Below are 16,026 nucleotides of genomic sequence, written 5' to 3' on the forward strand. Positions count from 1 at the left end.
GGGAAAGTCACCGGCACGCGATTAATAGCCCCGGCGTTGGCCGGGGTTTTTTATGCCCGCGATCTTAACGCTGGGAGTCCAGCAGTTCGTTGTTTTTCACTACGTCCTGCGCTTTGAGGTAGCTCTCGATCAGCAGTTGATAGGCCGGGAAGATTTTGGTGTAAACCTCGGCCCACTGCTGAGCGTCGGCGCGGTTCCAGCTGCCCTGCAGCTCCGAGGCCACGCCGGCGGTGTCGATCGGCACCACGCCGGCCTGCACCACGCGCGCCAGGGTGATTTCCTGCGCCATTTTCGAGTAGGTGCCGGAGGCGTCGATCACCGCGAACACTTTATAGCCTTCGGCCACCGCGCTGATGGACGGGAAGGCCATGCAGACGCTGGTGATGGTGCCGGCGATGATCAGCGTCTTGCGGCCGGTGGCTTTGACCGCCGCCACGAAGTCCGGGTTGTCCCAGGCATTGATTTCCCCTTTGCGGGCGACGTATTGCGCGTGCGGCGCATTCTGATGGATTTCCGGGATCAGCGGGCCGTTCGGGCCCTGCGGCACTGAAGCGGTGGTGATCACCGGCAGTTTGCTGAGGGTGGCGATGCTGGCCAGGGCGGCGGCGCGGGCGCGCAGTTCGGTCATCGGCATGTCGGCGACGGTCTGGAACAGGCCGCTCTGGTGGTCGATCAGGAGCATGACGGCGTCATTGGCATCAATAACAGGACGCTGGCCGTTGAAGTTGGCTGGAGTGCTCATGGTTTTTTCCTTCTCTTGTCGTGAGGTCAATGGGTATCTGCTTTGATTGATAAGGCTGAAACTCAGCACTTGCCTACAGTGTAGGGAGGGGAGAAAAATCCGGTAGACCGCAAAGGCGGGATGCATCGTTCCACAGATGGAACGATTGCGAGACAGGCGAGCGAACCGGCGCTAGGCTAAACTTAAGGTGCATGAGAAACATGCGGCAAGGAGCGCCATCCTGTTTACGGAGTTGACGAGGAGGGCCGCCATCATGGCTTATCGGCATATCGTTGTCGCCACGGATCTCAGCGAAGACGCCGAGTTCCTGCTGGGCAAGGGCGCCAGGCTGGCCGCCGCGCTCAATGCCCAACTTTCCCTGATCTATATCGACATTCATCGCGCCGGTTATTACGTCGATCTGGGCGTGGGCGATTATAACTACACCGATCGCACCTTTTCAGAGCGGGTGAAGAATATGCTCAATGCGATCAAAGGGCAGTCGTCGTATCCGGTTGAAGAGGTGATCGTCAGCCGCGGCGCGTTGACGGAGGAACTGAACCGGGTGGCGAAGGAGAAAGGGTTCGATCTGGTGATCTTCGGCCACCATCACGATGTCTGGAGCCGACTGGTCTCTTCGGCGCGTCAGGCGATCAACGAGCTGAACGTCGATCTGCTGGTGATCCCCATCGAGAAAAAATAGTCGCGGCCGCCTGCGGGCGGCTGCCGTTTTTCATTCACATCGCTTATCTCTGAGCGGCCATAACCGCCTATCCGCAATAGTCCCGCTGGCTGACAATCCGCCTTGAAAATAGTGACTGGCCGGAATTTTATTCTATCCATCAATATGTTGGCCAAAATCCGATAAAGGTTAACCCAGCGCATTGAAATCACTGGCATACCTCCTTTTGGTTAATAAACCGCACGTTTTGACTGGCGCTCAGGGGAGGGGCGTCTTATCCTCGGGGCAATGATATTTGTATGACTTATATAAATACGTTCACATGGAGGAGGTCTCATGCGTTTTGACAATAAAGTCGTGGTTATCACCGGTGCGGGCAATGGCATGGGGGAAGCGGCGGCGCGGCGGTTCTCCGCCGAGGGCGCCATCGTGGTGCTGGCCGACTGGGCTAAAGAGGCGGTAGACAAGGTTGCCGCTTCGCTGCCGAAGGGCCGGGCGATGGCGGTGCATATCGACGTGTCCGATCACGTCGCGGTTGAAAAAATGATGAACGAGGTGGCGGAAAAACTGGGCCGCATCGACGTTCTGCTGAACAACGCCGGCGTACACGTGGCGGGCAGCGTGCTGGAAACCAGCGTCGATGACTGGCGGCGCATCGCCGGGGTCGATATCGACGGCGTGGTGTTCTGCTCCAAATTCGCCTTGCCGCATCTGCTGAAGACCAAGGGCTGCATCGTCAATACCGCGTCAGTGTCCGGCCTGGGCGGCGACTGGGGCGCGGCCTATTACTGTGCGGCGAAAGGCGCGGTGGTCAACCTGACGCGCGCCATGGCGCTGGATCACGGCGGTGACGGCGTGCGCATCAACTCGGTCTGCCCGAGCCTGGTGAAAACCAACATGACCAACGGTTGGCCGCAGGAAATCCGCGACAAGTTCAATGAGCGCATCGCGCTGGGGCGCGCGGCGGAGCCGGAAGAAGTGGCGGCGGTGATGGCGTTTCTGGCCAGCGACGACGCCAGCTTTATCAATGGCGCCAACATTCCGGTCGATGGCGGGGCGACCGCCTCGGACGGCCAACCGAAGATCGTCTAAGCGTTAACGCACAGGCCCGGCCAGGATGACCGGGCCTGCTGTTTTAGACGCCGATGCGGTCGCGCAGCGTGTAGTAGGCCGCGCCGATGGCGGTGAACGGGATCTGCAGATTGCGCCCGCCGAAGAACGGCAGGTGCGGCAGCTTGGCGAAGGCGTCGAAGCGTTCGGCGTCGCCGCGCATCAGCTCGGCGATCAGCTTGCCCGCCAGATGGGTGCAGGTCACGCCGTGGCCGCTGTAGCCCTGCATGTAGTAGACGTTATTCTCCAGCCGGCCGAACTGCGGCATGCGCGACAGCGTCAGCAGGAAGTTGCCGGTCCAGCGATAGTCGATACGCACCCCTTTCAGCTGCGGGAAGGTCTTCAGCAGCTTCGGCCGGATCAGGTTGTCGATGTCGTCCGGATCGCGCGCGCCGTACACCACGCCGCCGCCGTACAGCAGGCGATGATCGGCAGTGATGCGGTAGTAATCCAGCAGGTAGTTACAGTCTTCCACGCAGTAGTTCTGCGGGATCAGCGCCTGTGCGATCTCCGGCGCGAGCGGCTCGGTGGCCACCACCTGAGTGCCGCACGGCATGCTGCGCTTGGCCAGCCGCGGCTCCAGCTTGTCGCCCAGATAGGCGTTGCCGGCGACGATGACGAAACGCGCCTTCACCTGGCCGTTGGCGGTGCTGATCAGCGCCGGTTCGCCGTGGCGGATGTTCGTCACCGCCGATTGCTCGAAGATGCGCCCGCCCTGCAGGCGAATCGCCTCGGCCTCACCCAGTGCCAGGTTGAGCGGATGAATGTGGCCGCCGCTGTGATCGAGCAGCGCGCCGACGTAGCGATCGCTGGCAACCTCCTGGCGCACCCGGTCCGCATCGAGCAGCTCGAGCTGGGTATTGCCGTAACGTTCCCAGTTGCGTTTTTGCTCGATCAGCGCATGGAACTGCTTGTTGTTCAGCGCGGCGAAGATGCCGCCGGGGCGATAGTCGCAGTCGATGGCGTAGCGGCTGATGCGGCTGCGGATGATCTCCGCGCCTTCAAACATCATGCTGCCCAGCAGGCGGGCGCTTTCCGCGCCGTAGCGCTCTTCAATCACATCGATGTCGCGGCTGTAGGAGTTGACCAACTGGCCGCCGTTGCGGCCGCTGGCGCCGAAACCGATGCGCGCCGCTTCCAGTACGACCACGTTATAGCCGGCTTCCACCAGAAACAGCGCGGAGGAGAGGCCGGTATAGCCGCCGCCGATCACGCAGACGTCGCACTCGATCGATTCGTTCAGTTGCGGATAGGGCTGATGTGCGTTGGCCGTGGCCGCATAGTAGCTTTTTACGTGTTCAGTCATGAGATAAGCCCTTATTCCAGCGAGATCCAGGTGGTTTTCAATTCGGTGAACTTGTCCAGCGCGTGCAGCGATTTGTCGCGGCCGTTGCCGCTCTGCTTGTAGCCGCCGAACGGCACGGTCATGTCGCCGTCGTTGTAGTTGTTGACGAATACCGTGCCGGCTTTCAGCTGGCGCGCCATGCGGTGCGCACGAGCCAGATCGCGGGTCCAGACCGCGGCGCCGAGGCCGTAGTCGCTGTCGTTGGCCAGCTGCAGCGCCTGTTGCTCGTCGTCGAAGGTAGTCACCGCCAGCACCGGGCCGAAGATTTCATCGCGCGCCACGCTCATGGCGTTGTTCACCTGGGTGAGGATGGTCGGCCCCAGATAACCGGCGTGGTCGCCCTGCGGATGGTCGCGCCCGTCGAGGAACAGCGCGGCGCCCTGGCTCAGCCCCCGATCGATATAGCCGGCCACTTTTTCGCAGTGGCCGCTGTCGATCAGCGTGCCCATCACCGTGTCGGGATCGAGCGGATCGCCGGGAGCGAAGGCCGCCGCGTGTTTGCGCAGCGCCTGCAGGAACGCTTGCTCAATGCTTGCTTCGACCAGCAGGCGAGTGCCGGCGATGCACACCTGCCCCTGATTATAGAAGATGCCGGCGGCAGCGCTGCGGGCGGCCTGATCCAGATCCGGGCAGTCGGCGAAGACGATGTTGGCGCTCTTGCCGCCGGCCTCCAGCCAGACGCGTTTCATGTTCGATTCGCCGGCGTAGATCATCAGCTGCTTCGCCACCGGCGTGGAGCCGGTAAAGGTGAGGGCGTCGACGTCGCGGTGCAGCGCCAGCGCCTTGCCGGCGTCGTGGCCATAGCCGGGCACCACGTTCAGCACGCCGTCCGGTAGCCCGGCCTGCTGCGCCAGTTTGCCGAGCAGGATGGCGCTGAGCGGCGATTTTTCGGAGGGTTTGAGCACCACGCTGTTGCCGGCGGCCAGCGCCGGGCCGAGTTTCCAACAGGCCAGCAGCAGCGGGAAGTTCCAGGGCACGATGGCGCCGACTACGCCGATCGGCTCGCGCTCGATCAGCGCCAGCGCCTCGCGGCCGGTGGGGGCGATTTCGCCGTAGACCTTATCGATCGCTTCGGCGTACCAGCGGATGCAGCGAATGGCGCCCGGCACGTCGTCGCGCAGGCTGTGGCGAATCGGTTTGCCGGTGTCCAGCGTTTCCAGCAGCGCCAGCTCTTCGTGATGCTGCTCCATCAGATCGGCGAAGCGCAGCAGCGTGGCTTTGCGCTGCGCCGGGGCGGCCTGCGCCCAGTCGCCGCGTTCAAAGACGGCGCGCGCCGCGCTGACCGCCCGATCGATGTCGGCGGCTTCGCCGCGCGCAACCTGCGCCAGCTCACGGCGCCCGGCGGGATCTTCCACGGCGAAAAATTTCCCCGCGGCGGCCGGCTGGTAGCGGCCGTCGATAAACAGCCGGTGCTCAATCTTCAGGGGCTGCGCCCGTTGTTGCCAATACTGCAAATGGTGAAAGTTCATGCCTGGCTCCGTTGATCAGAATGTCGTCGGCGTATGGGCGCTGATAATCCGGCAAATGCGCGCCGACGTGTTGCTGAAACTGTGGGGGATGCCGGTATTGATGGCGTAGCTCTGCCCGGCCAGCAGGTGATAGCTCTGGCCGTTGACCTGCAGCACCACTTCGCCCTCCAGCAGCGTGCCGATCTCTTCCCCCTGATGTTTGATGCGCTCGCCGGTGGTGGTGCCCGGTTCGTAGGTCTCGATCATCATCGCCAGCGTGCGGTTCGGGTCGCCGTTGTGGATCAGCTTCATCGAAACGCCCTGGCTGCCGATTTCGATCAGATCGTCACTGCCTATCACGATCTGCGGCTCCGCCGGTTTTTCCGGCTCGGCGAAAAACGCCGACAGCGACAGACCGTATACCGTCAGCAGCTTTTGCAGCGTACTGATGGCCGGGCTGACCTTATCTTGTTCGATAGTGCTGATGGCGCTGTGGGTTAACCCAGACAGTTCGGCGACCCGGCGCTGCGACAACCCTAATTGTTGACGGATCTGCGACAGACGTTTTCCCGGTGCCAAGCTGACGTCGCTCATGGGCGTTTTTCCTTTTGATAGTTCCGACAGGCGGTGATGAAACCATCAAACAACAGGCGCGACAGGGCGTACTCGTCGCTGTTCCACTCCGGGTGCCACTGCACGCCGAGCGCGAAGGGCTGATCGCGCACGCTGATCGCCTCCACCAGCCCGTCGGCGGCGTGCGCCTCGATGCGCACGCTCGCGCCCAGGGTTTTGGCGCCCTGGCCGTGCAGCGAGTTCACCCAGAATCTGTTGCAATCCGGTATCAGTTGCGAAAGCAGCCCCCCTTCCTGAACGATGACTTCGTGGGCGGGGGCGTATTGCTGTTCCAGCGGCAGGTCGTGGTCTTCACGATGCTCCAGCAGCTCGGGCAGTTCGTACAGGCGGCGGTGCAGGGTGCCTTGGGTGGCGACCACCATCTCCTGCATGCCGCGGCAAATGGCGAAAAGGGGAATGCGCCTGTCGAACGCCTGGCGGATCAGCGCCAGGCTCAACGCGTCTCGGCCAGGATCGGCGTCAGGCTCATCGCCGTTTTCACCATAAAGGTGCGGCTGCACATTACTGGGGCTGCCCGGCAGCAAAATGCCGTCGAGTCGCGGCAGCAGTTCCGCCAGCATTTCCGGCTCCGCCAGCGCGTGCGGCAGGGCGATCGGCAGGCCGCCGGCGGCGATAACGGCATTCAGGTACTTTTCTTGCAAGGTCTGTGTGAGGTGCCCGTTTAACCTATACCTGCACATGACGACGCCGATGACTGGTCTGTTAAATATATTGTCCATGCTATCCCCTTGGTACGTTCGAAATTATGAACGATAAGCATCTCCACCGCCGATTTCGTTCAATATTCTATAAATCTAGCAGTCGATTGGGCAATATTCAAACCAAAAGTAACACTTGCAAAACAAATTTGTTTCATCTACGTTTCATTTGTGGGCATTATATTGAACAAGACGGTCAATAAACATCGACGACAGCAAAACACAAACGGCGGGTGAACCATGCAGACCAACATCGTAGAAGTGGAAAACTTTGTTCAGCACAGTGAAGAGAGACGAAGTAGCGCGTTCCAGCGCGAAGTGAAGAAGTATCTGGAACGTTATCCGTTAACCCAACATGTCGACGTACTGTTGACCGATCTGAACGGCAGCTTCCGCGGCAAACGCATCCCGGTCGGCGGTCTGAACAAACTTGAGAAGGGCTGTTACTTCCCGGCGTCGGTATTTGCGATGGATATTCTCGGCAACGTCGTAGAAGAGGCCGGGTTGGGGCAGGAGCTGGGCGAACCGGATCACGTGTGCGTGCCGGTGCCGGGCACGCTGACGCCGTCGGCGGCGGACCCGCAATATATCGCGCAGGTGCTGCTCACCATGCTGGATGAAGATGGCACTCCCTTTGACGTTGAACCGCGCAATGTGCTGAACCGAGTGTGGCAGCGTTTGCGTCAGCGCGGGCTTTCCCCCGTGGTAGCGGTAGAGTTGGAGTTCTATCTCATCGATCGTCAACGCGACGCGGAGGGCTATCTGCAGCCGCCGTGCGCGCCGGGCACGCAAGAGCGCAACACCCAAAGCCAGGTGTATTCCGTCGATAACCTCAACCATTTCGCCGACGTGCTGAGCGAGATCGACGAACTGGCGCGTTTGCAGGGCATTCCGGCGGACGGCGCGGTGGCGGAGGCGTCGCCGGGGCAGTTCGAGGTCAACCTGCACCATACCGACGACGTGCTGCAGGCCTGCGATCACGCGCTGGCGCTGAAGCGTCTGGTGCGCATGGTGACCGAGAACCACAACATGCAGGCGACCTTTATGGCCAAGCCGTATGAGGAACACGCCGGCAGCGGCATGCACGTGCACATCAGCATGCTGAACGCGCAGGGCAACAACGTGTTCGCCGACGACGACGGCGAAGATTCGGCGCTGCTGAAACAGGCGCTGGCGGGCATGATCGCCCTGATGCCGTCCTCGATGGCGCTGTTGGCGCCGAACGTCAACGCTTACCGTCGCTTCCAGCCCGGCATGTATGTGCCGACCCAGGCTTCCTGGGGGCATAACAACCGCACCGTGGCGCTGCGCATTCCCTGCGGCGATCGCGACAACCACCGCGTGGAGTACCGCGTGGCGGGCGCCGACGCCAACCCTTATCTGGTGATGGCGGCCATTCTGGCCGGCATCGTCTACGGGCTGGAAACCGCGCTGCCGCTGCCTGAGCCGGTGACCGGCAACGGGCTGGAGCAGGACGGGCTGCCGTTCCCGATCCGCCAGAGCGACGCGCTGTACGAGTTCGAACATCAGCCGGTGCTCAATGCATTGCTGGGCGAACGTTTCAGCCACGTCTATCTGGCCTGCAAAACCGATGAGCTGGTGCAGTTCGAGCGCCTGATCACCGAAACCGAAATCGAGTGGATGCTGAAAAACGCCTGATCCCGCTCACCCTGCGACTACCGCGCGCGTCCGGCGCATTTCATCGGCTCTCCTGTGGCCGGTGAGGCTGCGCGCTGCGGTACTGAATTTCTTCTATCACGGCGTACAGGACGCCGACGAGGAAATAACCATGACTCAGTCATTCCCATGCGCAGACGTTTGCCTGTGCCGCAGTGCCTACGGGCCGGTCGCCGGCTGCCCGACAGTGACCTCAACCCGTTTTACCCGCCGCCTGAGCAGCAGTTTCCCCGCGGCCTCTCTGAATGACGTTGCACGGTTGACAGCAGAGGACCAAGAGGGGAAATGCCATGACGATTAAAGCCACCGACGGCGGCCCGGCGGGCAAACCGCAGCTGCGCAAATCCCTCAAGCTGTGGCAGGTGGTGATGATGGGCCTGGCCTATCTGACGCCGATGACGGTGTTCGATACCTTCGGCATCGTCTCCGGCCTCACCGACGGCCATGTGCCGACCTCCTATCTGCTGGCGCTGGCCGGCGTGCTGTTCACCGCCATCAGCTACGGCAAACTGGTGCGCCAGTTTCCTACCGCCGGCTCCGCCTACACCTATGCGCAGAAGGCGATCAACCCGCACGTCGGTTTTCTGGTGGGGTGGTCATCGCTGCTCGATTATCTGTTCCTGCCGATGATCAACACGCTGCTGGCGAAGATTTACCTGACCGCGCTGTTCCCGGAAGTGCCGCCCTGGGTGTGGGTGGTGGGCTTCGTTATCCTGATTACCGCCATCAATCTGAAAAGCGTCAATCTGGTGGCCAACTTCAATACCCTGTTCGTGCTGGCGCAGGTGGCGATCATTCTGGTGTTCATCTACCTGGTGGTGCGCGGCCTGCACAACGGCGAGGGGATGGGCACGGTGTGGAGCCTGCGGCCGTTCCTCAGTGAGAATGCGCACCTGCTGCCGATCATTACCGGCGCCACTATCCTGTGCTTCTCGTTCCTCGGCTTTGACGCGGTCACCACGCTGTGCGAAGAGACGCCCGACGCCGCCAAGGTGATCCCGCGCGCCATCTTCCTGACCGCGCTGTATGGCGGGGTGATCTTTATCAGCGTGTCGTTCTTCATCCAGCTGTTTTTCCCGACCATTCAGCGTTTCCACCAGCCCGATGCCGCGCTGCCGGAGATCGCGCTGTACGTCGGCGGCAAGCTGTTCCAGTCGATCTTCCTGTGCGTGACCTTTATCAACACGCTGGCCTCCGGTCTGGCGTCGCACGCCAGCGTGTCGCGCCTGCTGTACGTGATGGGGCGTGACAACGTGTTCCCGGAGAAATTCTTCGGCTACATTCACCCTAAATGGCGCACGCCAGCGCTGAACGTGCTGATGGTCGGGCTGGTGGCGCTGTCGGCGCTGTCGTTCGATCTGGTGACCGCCACGGCGCTGATCAACTTTGGCGCGCTGGTGGCCTTTACCTTCGTCAACCTGTCGGTGATCAGCCACTTCTTCATTCGCGAAGGGCGCAACAAAAGCTGGAAGGATCGCTTCAACTTCCTGTTCCTGCCGCTGGTGGGGGCGCTGACGGTGGGGGTGCTGTGGCTGAACCTGGAGAAGAGCTCGCTGACCATGGGGCTGATCTGGGCGACGCTGGGCTTCGGCTATTTGGCCTGGCTGACCCGGCGTTTTCGCCAGCCGCCGCCGCAGCTCGAGCGGCAGCCGCAGCAATAAAATCACAGGCGGGAATTTCCCGCCTTTCTTTTTGGCGCGTGCGGCAGTAGAGTGAAAAACCTGATAAAAAATAACCCATTGGACTCGCCTTATGCCCGCTTTGCCCTCGCGTACCCGCGCCACGCTGTTCGGTTTGTTGGCTATTGTGTTGTGGAGCAGCGTCGTCGGCCTGATCCGCAGCGTCAGCGAAGGGCTGGGGCCGATCGGCGGCGCGGCGATGATCTACAGCGTCAGCGCGGTGTTTTTGCTGGTGGCGCTCGGCGTGCCGAAATGGCGCAGCTTTCCGCGGCCTTATCTCATCGTCGGCAGCCTGCTGTTCGTCAGCTACGAGATCTGCCTGTCGCTGTCGCTCGGCTACGCCAATACCCGCCTGCAGGCGATAGAAGTGGGCATGATCAACTACCTGTGGCCCTGTTTCACCGTGCTGATGGCGCTGGCGCTCAACGGCCAAAAGGCGAAATGGTGGCTGCTGCCGGGGCTGCTGCTGTCGCTGTTCGGCATCGGCTGGATCATGAGCGGCGAGGGCGGCTGGTCACCGGCGCAGATGCTGGCCAACGTGCGCAGCAATCCGCTCAGCTACGGGCTGGCGTTCAGCGGCGCGGTGATCTGGGCGCTGTACTGCAACCTGACCAAGAAGATCGCCCAGGGCAGCAACGGCGTGGTGCTGTTCATTGTGCTGACCGCGCTGGCGCTGTGGCTTAAATATGCCTTCAGCGCGGAAAGCGGCATGCAGTTCAGCGCCGGCGTGATCGTGACGCTGCTGTGCGCCGGGGTGGCGATGGGGGCGGGGTATGCCGCCTGGAACGTCGGCATTCTGCACGGCAACATGACGCTGCTGGCGACCGTCTCTTATTTTACCCCGGTGTTGTCGGCGGTGTTCGCCGCGCTGGTGTTGCACACCTCGCTGACCGTCAATTTCTGGCAGGGCGTGGCGATGGTCACTCTCGGCTCGCTGATCTGTTGGCGGGCAACCCGTGGAAATTAACGGAAATTATCCGCCGTCGGCGCAATGTTGAACTAGAATTTAACTAGCCATGTTGCCTGAAGGAACGACGACGATGAGAAGCGACATTCAATTTATTCAACAACCCGAAATCGACGTGCATCACTACGAGCGCGGCGATACCGTGCGCCTGACCACGGCGAATTTGCGGCATGAATATCAGCTTGACGTTTATATTTTGCGCCGCGACGACAAGCTGATTTACGGCTCGGTCGTCGCGGCGGCGCCCAAGACCGATATCCCGGTCGCCAGCTGGGAGGTGAAAAACGGCGAAGAGGTGGCGTTCCGCCAGGAAAACATCGCCAAAGCGGTGCCGGCGGTGAACTGATTTCGCTTTGCGTATTTTTTACTGATTTTGATGAAGGCCGACGTTTATACGTCGGCTTTTTCTTTGCCGCGGCTCAATGGCGGGCAGGTGACGCCCTGATGACAGTTGGCTCAAAAACTGCGCTAAAAATCGATGTGCATGACAAAAATCACAGCGAATGTGAATTTGCATGAAACATAATTTGACAAATGTGAACGCAATCGATTACCTATTCGCGAAATGCGTAACTGGATCACAGATTCTTACAGTCAGTGGTTTCTATAATGCGCGCGTCATCCGAGTTTCTGTGTGAAGACAACGCCAGGTGTCGGCAGACTCATTGTCATCTTTTCTAAACGGGCAGGAAATGGCCCTTTAAGCATGTGGTAATAAAATGAAAAAAATAGCTCTCGCAGCAGGTGTACTGCTCGCAGCGTCTTACAGTGCATCATCAATGGCTGATAGCAAAGACAGTCAATATGTCTCCGACTGGTGGCACCAGAGCGTCAACGTGGTGGGCAGCTACCACACCCGCTTCGGGCCGCAGCTGAATAACGACGTGTATCTCGAATACGAAGCCTTCGCCAAGAAAGACTGGTTCGATTTCTACGGTTACGTTGACGTGCCGAAGTTCTTCGGCGTGGGCAATACCCCGGATCGCGGCATCTGGGACAAAGGTTCCCCGCTGTTTATGGAGATTGAACCGCGCTTCTCCATCGACAAGCTGACCGGCACCGATCTGAGCTTCGGTCCGTTCAAAGAGTGGTACTTCGCCAACAACTACATCTATGATCTGGGCCACAACGCCGACGGCCGTCAGAACACCTGGTACATGGGTCTGGGCACCGATATCGACACCGGCCTGCCGATGAGCCTGTCGATGAACATCTATGCCAAATACCAGTGGGAAAACTACCAGGCCGCCAACGAGAACAGCTGGGACGGTTACCGCTTCAAGGTGAAATACTTCGTGCCGCTGACCCAGGTGTGGGGCGGCAACCTGAGCTACATCGGCTTCACCAACTTCGACTTCGGTTCCGATCTGGGCAAGGACAGCCATTGGGTTGACGGCACCGGCAAACAGGTGCGCACCAGCAACTCGATCGCCTCCAGCCATATTTTGGCGCTGAACTACGATCACTGGCACTATTCTTTCGTGGCGCGTTACTTCCATAACGGCGGCCAGTGGCAGGATGGCGCGGATATCGGCACCCCGCAGGGCCCGATCAAGTCTACCGGCTGGGGTTATTACCTCGTGGTCGGCTATAACTTCTGATTTTCCGTGTTATCAGAAACAGAAAACCCCGCCTGGCGGGGTTTTTTTTTGTCATCACTGGGCTTGTTCAACCGGGAGATGCTTCACCGGCATAAACAGCCTGCCTTTGATCACGTGACATTCATTATTTATCCAACTAATGATTTGTTCACGGCTGACGCCTTCCGACTGCGCGTAACGATGAAGATCGCCGTTAAAGTGCCGAGTGATGTATTCCATGAGGGTCATTTGCACGTCTTTTGCTCCTGAACGCCCACCCGTTGCCAGCCTGGCCACCGCGGGAGGTTGAGGTTTCTCAGACAGCGAATGTAAATTATTGGCAACCAAATCTCAACATAAAGCACCAGATTGGGGCGACAGCGGCGGGAAAAAGAATCCCGCACGGAGAGGCGGGAAGTGTTCGCTATTATCATTATGGATGATAAGAATAAGATTTGAGGTGCGACGAAAAAGAGCACGCTAACTCTTTTTTGTTACCCTCCCACGCTAGCGTAAGGCTTATTTTTCTTCAAGAAAAATCTGAGGTAAGTTTCGGAATTCTCGAGGCGTGTTGTGTTGAAACAAGCTATTGGCGCGACTGCCGTCAAACTGCACTTGTTATCTCGGAGTTTTCCTTATACTTCGTCCGGAAAAGACCCGCTATAGTCAACAGAGTCCCCCACGCAGGAATACACAACATGAACAAACGTCGTACGACCCTCACGGTGTTGGCGCTGATCGCGTCGCTGGGGTTGTCATCCGCCCCGGCCCTGGCTGACAAAGGCGGCAATGGTAACGGCAACGGTAATGGCCATGGCAACAGCGGCAATCACGGTAATAGCGGTAACCATGGCAACAACGGCAACAAAGGCAATAAAGATAAAGGCGGTTATAGAAACGACGATAATCTGGTTTCCGTCAGCCTCTCGCGCGACCGCGCCCGTTCGCTGGCGCGCAACTACGGCCTGACCGGCTACAGCTCGCTGCCACCGGGCATCGCCAAGAATCTGGCGCGCGGTAAACCGCTGCCGCCGGGCATCGCCAAAAAAGTGGTGCCTTACTCGATGCTGCGTGATCTGCCGCAGTACCCGGGTTATGAGTGGCGTATCGCCGGCGACGATCTGGTGCTGGTCGCACTCAGCACCGCGATTGTGGCTTCCGTCATCAACGGCGTGTTCGACTAAGGTTTGTCGAGCGTTATCGGGCCTCGCTGCGGCGGGGCCTTTTTATTTGCCAGCGCGGGGCGGACGTGGTGAACTTTGGGCCTTACGTTTCACTGCATCATAAGGGAGGCGCCATGTTCAGGGCGTTATTGATAGCCTGCTGTTTGACCAGTTTTCCCGCGTTGGCAGAGGGCGCAGCCGCTATCGGCGAGCTGGTGAACCAACGGCTGTCGTTGATGAAGGACGTCGCCGGTTACAAGGCGCAGCGGCATTTGCCGATCGAAGACCTGGCGCAGGAGGCGAAGGTGTTGGCCAGCGCGCAGGCGGAGGCGGGGCGTTTGGGGTTGGAGCCGGCGTCGGTGCGGCCTTTTATCGCCGCGCAGATGGACGCCGCCAAGGCGATTCAGTACCGCTATCGCGCCGACTGGCTGGCGAGCCCGGAACCCGGCTGGCAGCCGCGGCCGTTGGCGCAGGTGCGCCCGCAGATCGCGCAGCTGAGCAGCCAGATATTGCAACGGCTGGCGGAGCGGCTGCGCGCCGGCCCGCTCGGCGAGGCGGATCGGGCGGCGTTTATGGCGTCCGTGGATCAGGTGAATCTCAGCGCAGCCGACAAACGGCGGCTGGCGGATGCGCTGCTGGCGGTCAAAACCGGCAGCGCACGCTGAGCGTCAGTCGCGGCCGACGGTGCTGCGGCGGAAGGTCAGCATCCGGCTGCGGTTGGCGATGAGATCCACGTTGTAACCGCGGAAATAGAGGCAAAAGCGTTTTAACCACGGGCCGTCCTGGCACTCCACCAGCATGCGGCCCTGGCCGAGCGGGCTGAGCGTCCCGGTCTGCGCCGCCGGGCCGACGCCGATATGCACCCGATCGCCGCGAATTTCAAAGGCGGTGCGATAGTGCGGGTGATACCACAGCCCCTGCACATGCTTCAGGCAGTCGCCGTTGGCCGTGACCGGCAGGAAACGGCGCGCCACATGCCCGACTTCGCCCTCGACCGCTTCGCCGGTCCACTTCAATTTGATCGGCATATGGGCGGACAGCGACACCGCGTAGCCGTCTTCGCCCTGATACAGCGGTTCATCGCTGCCCAGATAGGCCAGATTGCCATTTTTGACCTCCAGCCAGTGCGGCTCCGCCGGCGTGGCGTAAAGGCCGTCGGGGATCGCCATGCTGCGCTGCGGCAGCGGTTCGCCAAGCAGCGCCGCCATCACCTGCAAAGCCATACCGAAACTGTCGCAGTCTTCGCGGTTGGCCACCAGCGCGACGCCGGCCTGACGATCGGGCGCCAGCAGGAAATAGGTTTTGTAACCGGCGTGGGAGCCGCCGTGGCCGAGCAAGCGCCGGCGGCCCAGCGGGGTTTGCGCCAGCCCCAGGCCATAGGCGCTGAGTTGGCCCTGATTGAGGCGGCGCGGTGCGCCGAGTTGCGCCAGCACGCCCTGGCCGGTGCCTTCGTTGGCCAGCAGCGTCTGCAGCCAGCGGGTGAGGGCGTTGAGGCTGCCGGTCAGGCTGCCGGAGGCGGAAAGGTGCAGGCCGGCGCTGGCGTGTTGCCAGCCCTGCGGCGCTCGCCAGTAACCCGGCACCAACCCTGGCACCACGTCGAACCAGCTTTCCGGCGCCCGCATCTGCACCTGCAGCGGCCGGGCGATGTGCTGTTGCACCAGTTGGTCGAAATCATACCCTTTGCTGCGCAGCGCGGCCTCCAGCAGCCGATAGCCGGTATTGCTGTAGGCGATCTCGCTGCCGGCTTCGTAGTTCAATCTTTCCAACCCCTCGACAAACTGCATCACCGGCTGCGCCTCGCTGACGGCGTGCAGCGAGATGCCGAGCAGGCCGAGCGTTTCGCGCACGTCGGGCAGGCCGCCGGTCATGTCCAGCGCCTGGCCGACGGTGACGTCCGCCAGCGCGGGTTGCAGGGCGGGCAACAGGTCACCCAGGCGTTGCTCCAGCCGAATGGCGCGATCGGTGGCGTTCAGCGCCAGCGCGGCGAAGATGTGCTTGGTCACTGAGGCGTAGCGCACCACGCTGTCGGCGGTGAAGGGGGTATTCTGCGCCAGATCGGCCAGGCCGGCGCAGGCGGTGGCGCGGAGTTGTTCGGCGTCAAACAGGGTGATGGCGCCGCCGGGTTCGCCATGCCGTTGCCAGCCGGCCAGCAATTGTTCGGCAACGGCGCCGGCAGCGCGCCAGTTTAACGGTGTTACAGACATAGGGCCTCCAGAGTGATGGTTCGAAACGGGCCAGCTCGGCCACACGCCGCCCGGCGCTGACGAGGAGCGCGGGCTTTTCGGCTGATTGTGGCGCAGTGCGTTTTTCGTCGGCCGCTGTT

16 protein-coding genes are annotated in these 16,026 nt (G+C 61.0%); 9 read left to right on the forward strand and 7 right to left on the reverse strand.

The window, feature by feature from the left end; genetic code table 11:
- Window positions 1–64: 64 nt before the first annotated feature.
- Entirely contained in the window at window positions 65–742 is a 678-nt protein-coding gene (locus SSARUM2_RS10190) for an isochorismatase family protein (RefSeq protein ID WP_016928046.1), read from the reverse strand.
- A 253-nt stretch (window positions 743–995) separates the two neighbouring features.
- Here SSARUM2_RS10190 and SSARUM2_RS10195 point away from each other — a divergent pair, with 253 nt between their 5' ends.
- Both SSARUM2_RS10195 and SSARUM2_RS10200 read left to right on the forward strand, forming a co-directional pair.
- Entirely contained in the window at window positions 996–1,424 is a 429-nt protein-coding gene (locus tag SSARUM2_RS10195; protein ID WP_033638240.1) for a universal stress protein, read from the forward strand.
- A gap of 315 nt (window positions 1,425–1,739) precedes the next feature.
- Window positions 1,740–2,495, forward strand: a complete 756-nt coding sequence (locus SSARUM2_RS10200; protein WP_025302549.1) for an SDR family oxidoreductase — start codon at window positions 1,740–1,742, stop codon at window positions 2,493–2,495.
- 43 nt (window positions 2,496–2,538) lie between these two features.
- Here the strand turns inward: SSARUM2_RS10200 and SSARUM2_RS10205 are convergent, their stop codons facing one another.
- The 4 genes from SSARUM2_RS10205 to puuD are packed head-to-tail and all read right to left on the reverse strand — an operon-like array spanning window position 2,539 to window position 6,658.
- The gene (locus SSARUM2_RS10205; RefSeq protein WP_033653879.1) at window positions 2,539–3,819 is read right to left on the reverse strand and encodes an FAD-binding oxidoreductase; all 1,281 of its coding nucleotides are present in this window, start codon (window positions 3,817–3,819) and stop codon (window positions 2,539–2,541) included.
- Window positions 3,820–3,830: 11 nt separating this feature from the next.
- Window positions 3,831–5,327 carry an aldehyde dehydrogenase PuuC gene (puuC, locus tag SSARUM2_RS10210; protein ID WP_060452878.1) on the reverse strand — a complete coding sequence of 499 codons (1,497 nt, stop codon included), beginning with the start codon at window positions 5,325–5,327 and terminating at the stop codon, window positions 3,831–3,833.
- A gap of 15 nt (window positions 5,328–5,342) precedes the next feature.
- Entirely contained in the window at window positions 5,343–5,900 is a 558-nt protein-coding gene (gene puuR, locus SSARUM2_RS10215) for an HTH-type transcriptional regulator PuuR (protein WP_033638246.1), read from the reverse strand.
- Window positions 5,897–6,658, reverse strand: coding sequence for a gamma-glutamyl-gamma-aminobutyrate hydrolase (gene puuD, locus SSARUM2_RS10220; protein WP_043147308.1), 762 nt, complete (start codon window positions 6,656–6,658; stop codon window positions 5,897–5,899). The genes puuR and puuD overlap by 4 nt, the downstream gene beginning before the upstream one ends.
- Window positions 6,659–6,877: 219 nt before the next feature.
- Here puuD and SSARUM2_RS10225 point away from each other — a divergent pair, with 219 nt between their 5' ends.
- The 5 genes from SSARUM2_RS10225 (at window position 6,878) to SSARUM2_RS10245 (ending at window position 12,561) form a co-directional block, all read left to right on the forward strand.
- Window positions 6,878–8,296 carry a glutamine synthetase family protein gene (locus tag SSARUM2_RS10225; protein ID WP_060452879.1) on the forward strand — a complete coding sequence of 473 codons (1,419 nt, stop codon included), beginning with the start codon at window positions 6,878–6,880 and terminating at the stop codon, window positions 8,294–8,296.
- 308 nt (window positions 8,297–8,604) lie between these two features.
- Window positions 8,605–9,975 (forward strand): APC family permease, encoded by a 1,371-nt coding sequence (locus SSARUM2_RS10230; protein WP_033646354.1) that lies wholly within the window; start codon window positions 8,605–8,607, stop codon window positions 9,973–9,975.
- A 91-nt stretch (window positions 9,976–10,066) separates the two neighbouring features.
- Entirely contained in the window at window positions 10,067–10,960 is an 894-nt protein-coding gene (gene yddG, locus SSARUM2_RS10235) for an aromatic amino acid DMT transporter YddG (protein WP_033653883.1), read from the forward strand.
- Between the two features lie 73 nt (window positions 10,961–11,033).
- Window positions 11,034–11,306 carry a hypothetical protein gene (locus SSARUM2_RS10240; protein WP_004941292.1) on the forward strand — a complete coding sequence of 91 codons (273 nt, stop codon included), beginning with the start codon at window positions 11,034–11,036 and terminating at the stop codon, window positions 11,304–11,306.
- A gap of 373 nt (window positions 11,307–11,679) precedes the next feature.
- A complete protein-coding gene (locus SSARUM2_RS10245; protein WP_004941293.1) occupies window positions 11,680–12,561 on the forward strand; it encodes a nucleoside-specific channel-forming protein Tsx in 882 nt (293 codons plus the stop codon).
- A 54-nt stretch (window positions 12,562–12,615) separates the two neighbouring features.
- Here SSARUM2_RS10245 and SSARUM2_RS10250 read toward each other — a convergent pair whose 3' ends face one another.
- Entirely contained in the window at window positions 12,616–12,795 is a 180-nt protein-coding gene (locus SSARUM2_RS10250) for a hypothetical protein (protein WP_025160261.1), read from the reverse strand.
- Window positions 12,796–13,238: 443 nt separating this feature from the next.
- Between SSARUM2_RS10250 and SSARUM2_RS10255 the strand changes: the two genes are divergently transcribed.
- Together SSARUM2_RS10255 and SSARUM2_RS10260 are read left to right on the forward strand one after the other, a co-directional pair.
- Window positions 13,239–13,724: an anti-virulence regulator CigR family protein gene (locus SSARUM2_RS10255; protein ID WP_033646351.1), complete on the forward strand. Its 486-nt coding sequence runs from the start codon at window positions 13,239–13,241 to the stop codon at window positions 13,722–13,724.
- A gap of 113 nt (window positions 13,725–13,837) precedes the next feature.
- Entirely contained in the window at window positions 13,838–14,368 is a 531-nt protein-coding gene (locus SSARUM2_RS10260; RefSeq protein ID WP_033653884.1) for a chorismate mutase, read from the forward strand.
- Between the two features lie 3 nt (window positions 14,369–14,371).
- Here the strand turns inward: SSARUM2_RS10260 and SSARUM2_RS10265 are convergent, their stop codons facing one another.
- Window positions 14,372–15,907 carry a serine hydrolase domain-containing protein gene (locus SSARUM2_RS10265; protein ID WP_060452880.1) on the reverse strand — a complete coding sequence of 512 codons (1,536 nt, stop codon included), beginning with the start codon at window positions 15,905–15,907 and terminating at the stop codon, window positions 14,372–14,374.
- Window positions 15,908–16,026: the final 119 nt, after the last annotated feature.

The sequence above is a fragment of the Serratia sp. K-E0102 genome, assembly GCF_029962625.1.
GTDB lineage: Bacteria > Pseudomonadota > Gammaproteobacteria > Enterobacterales > Enterobacteriaceae > Serratia > Serratia sarumanii.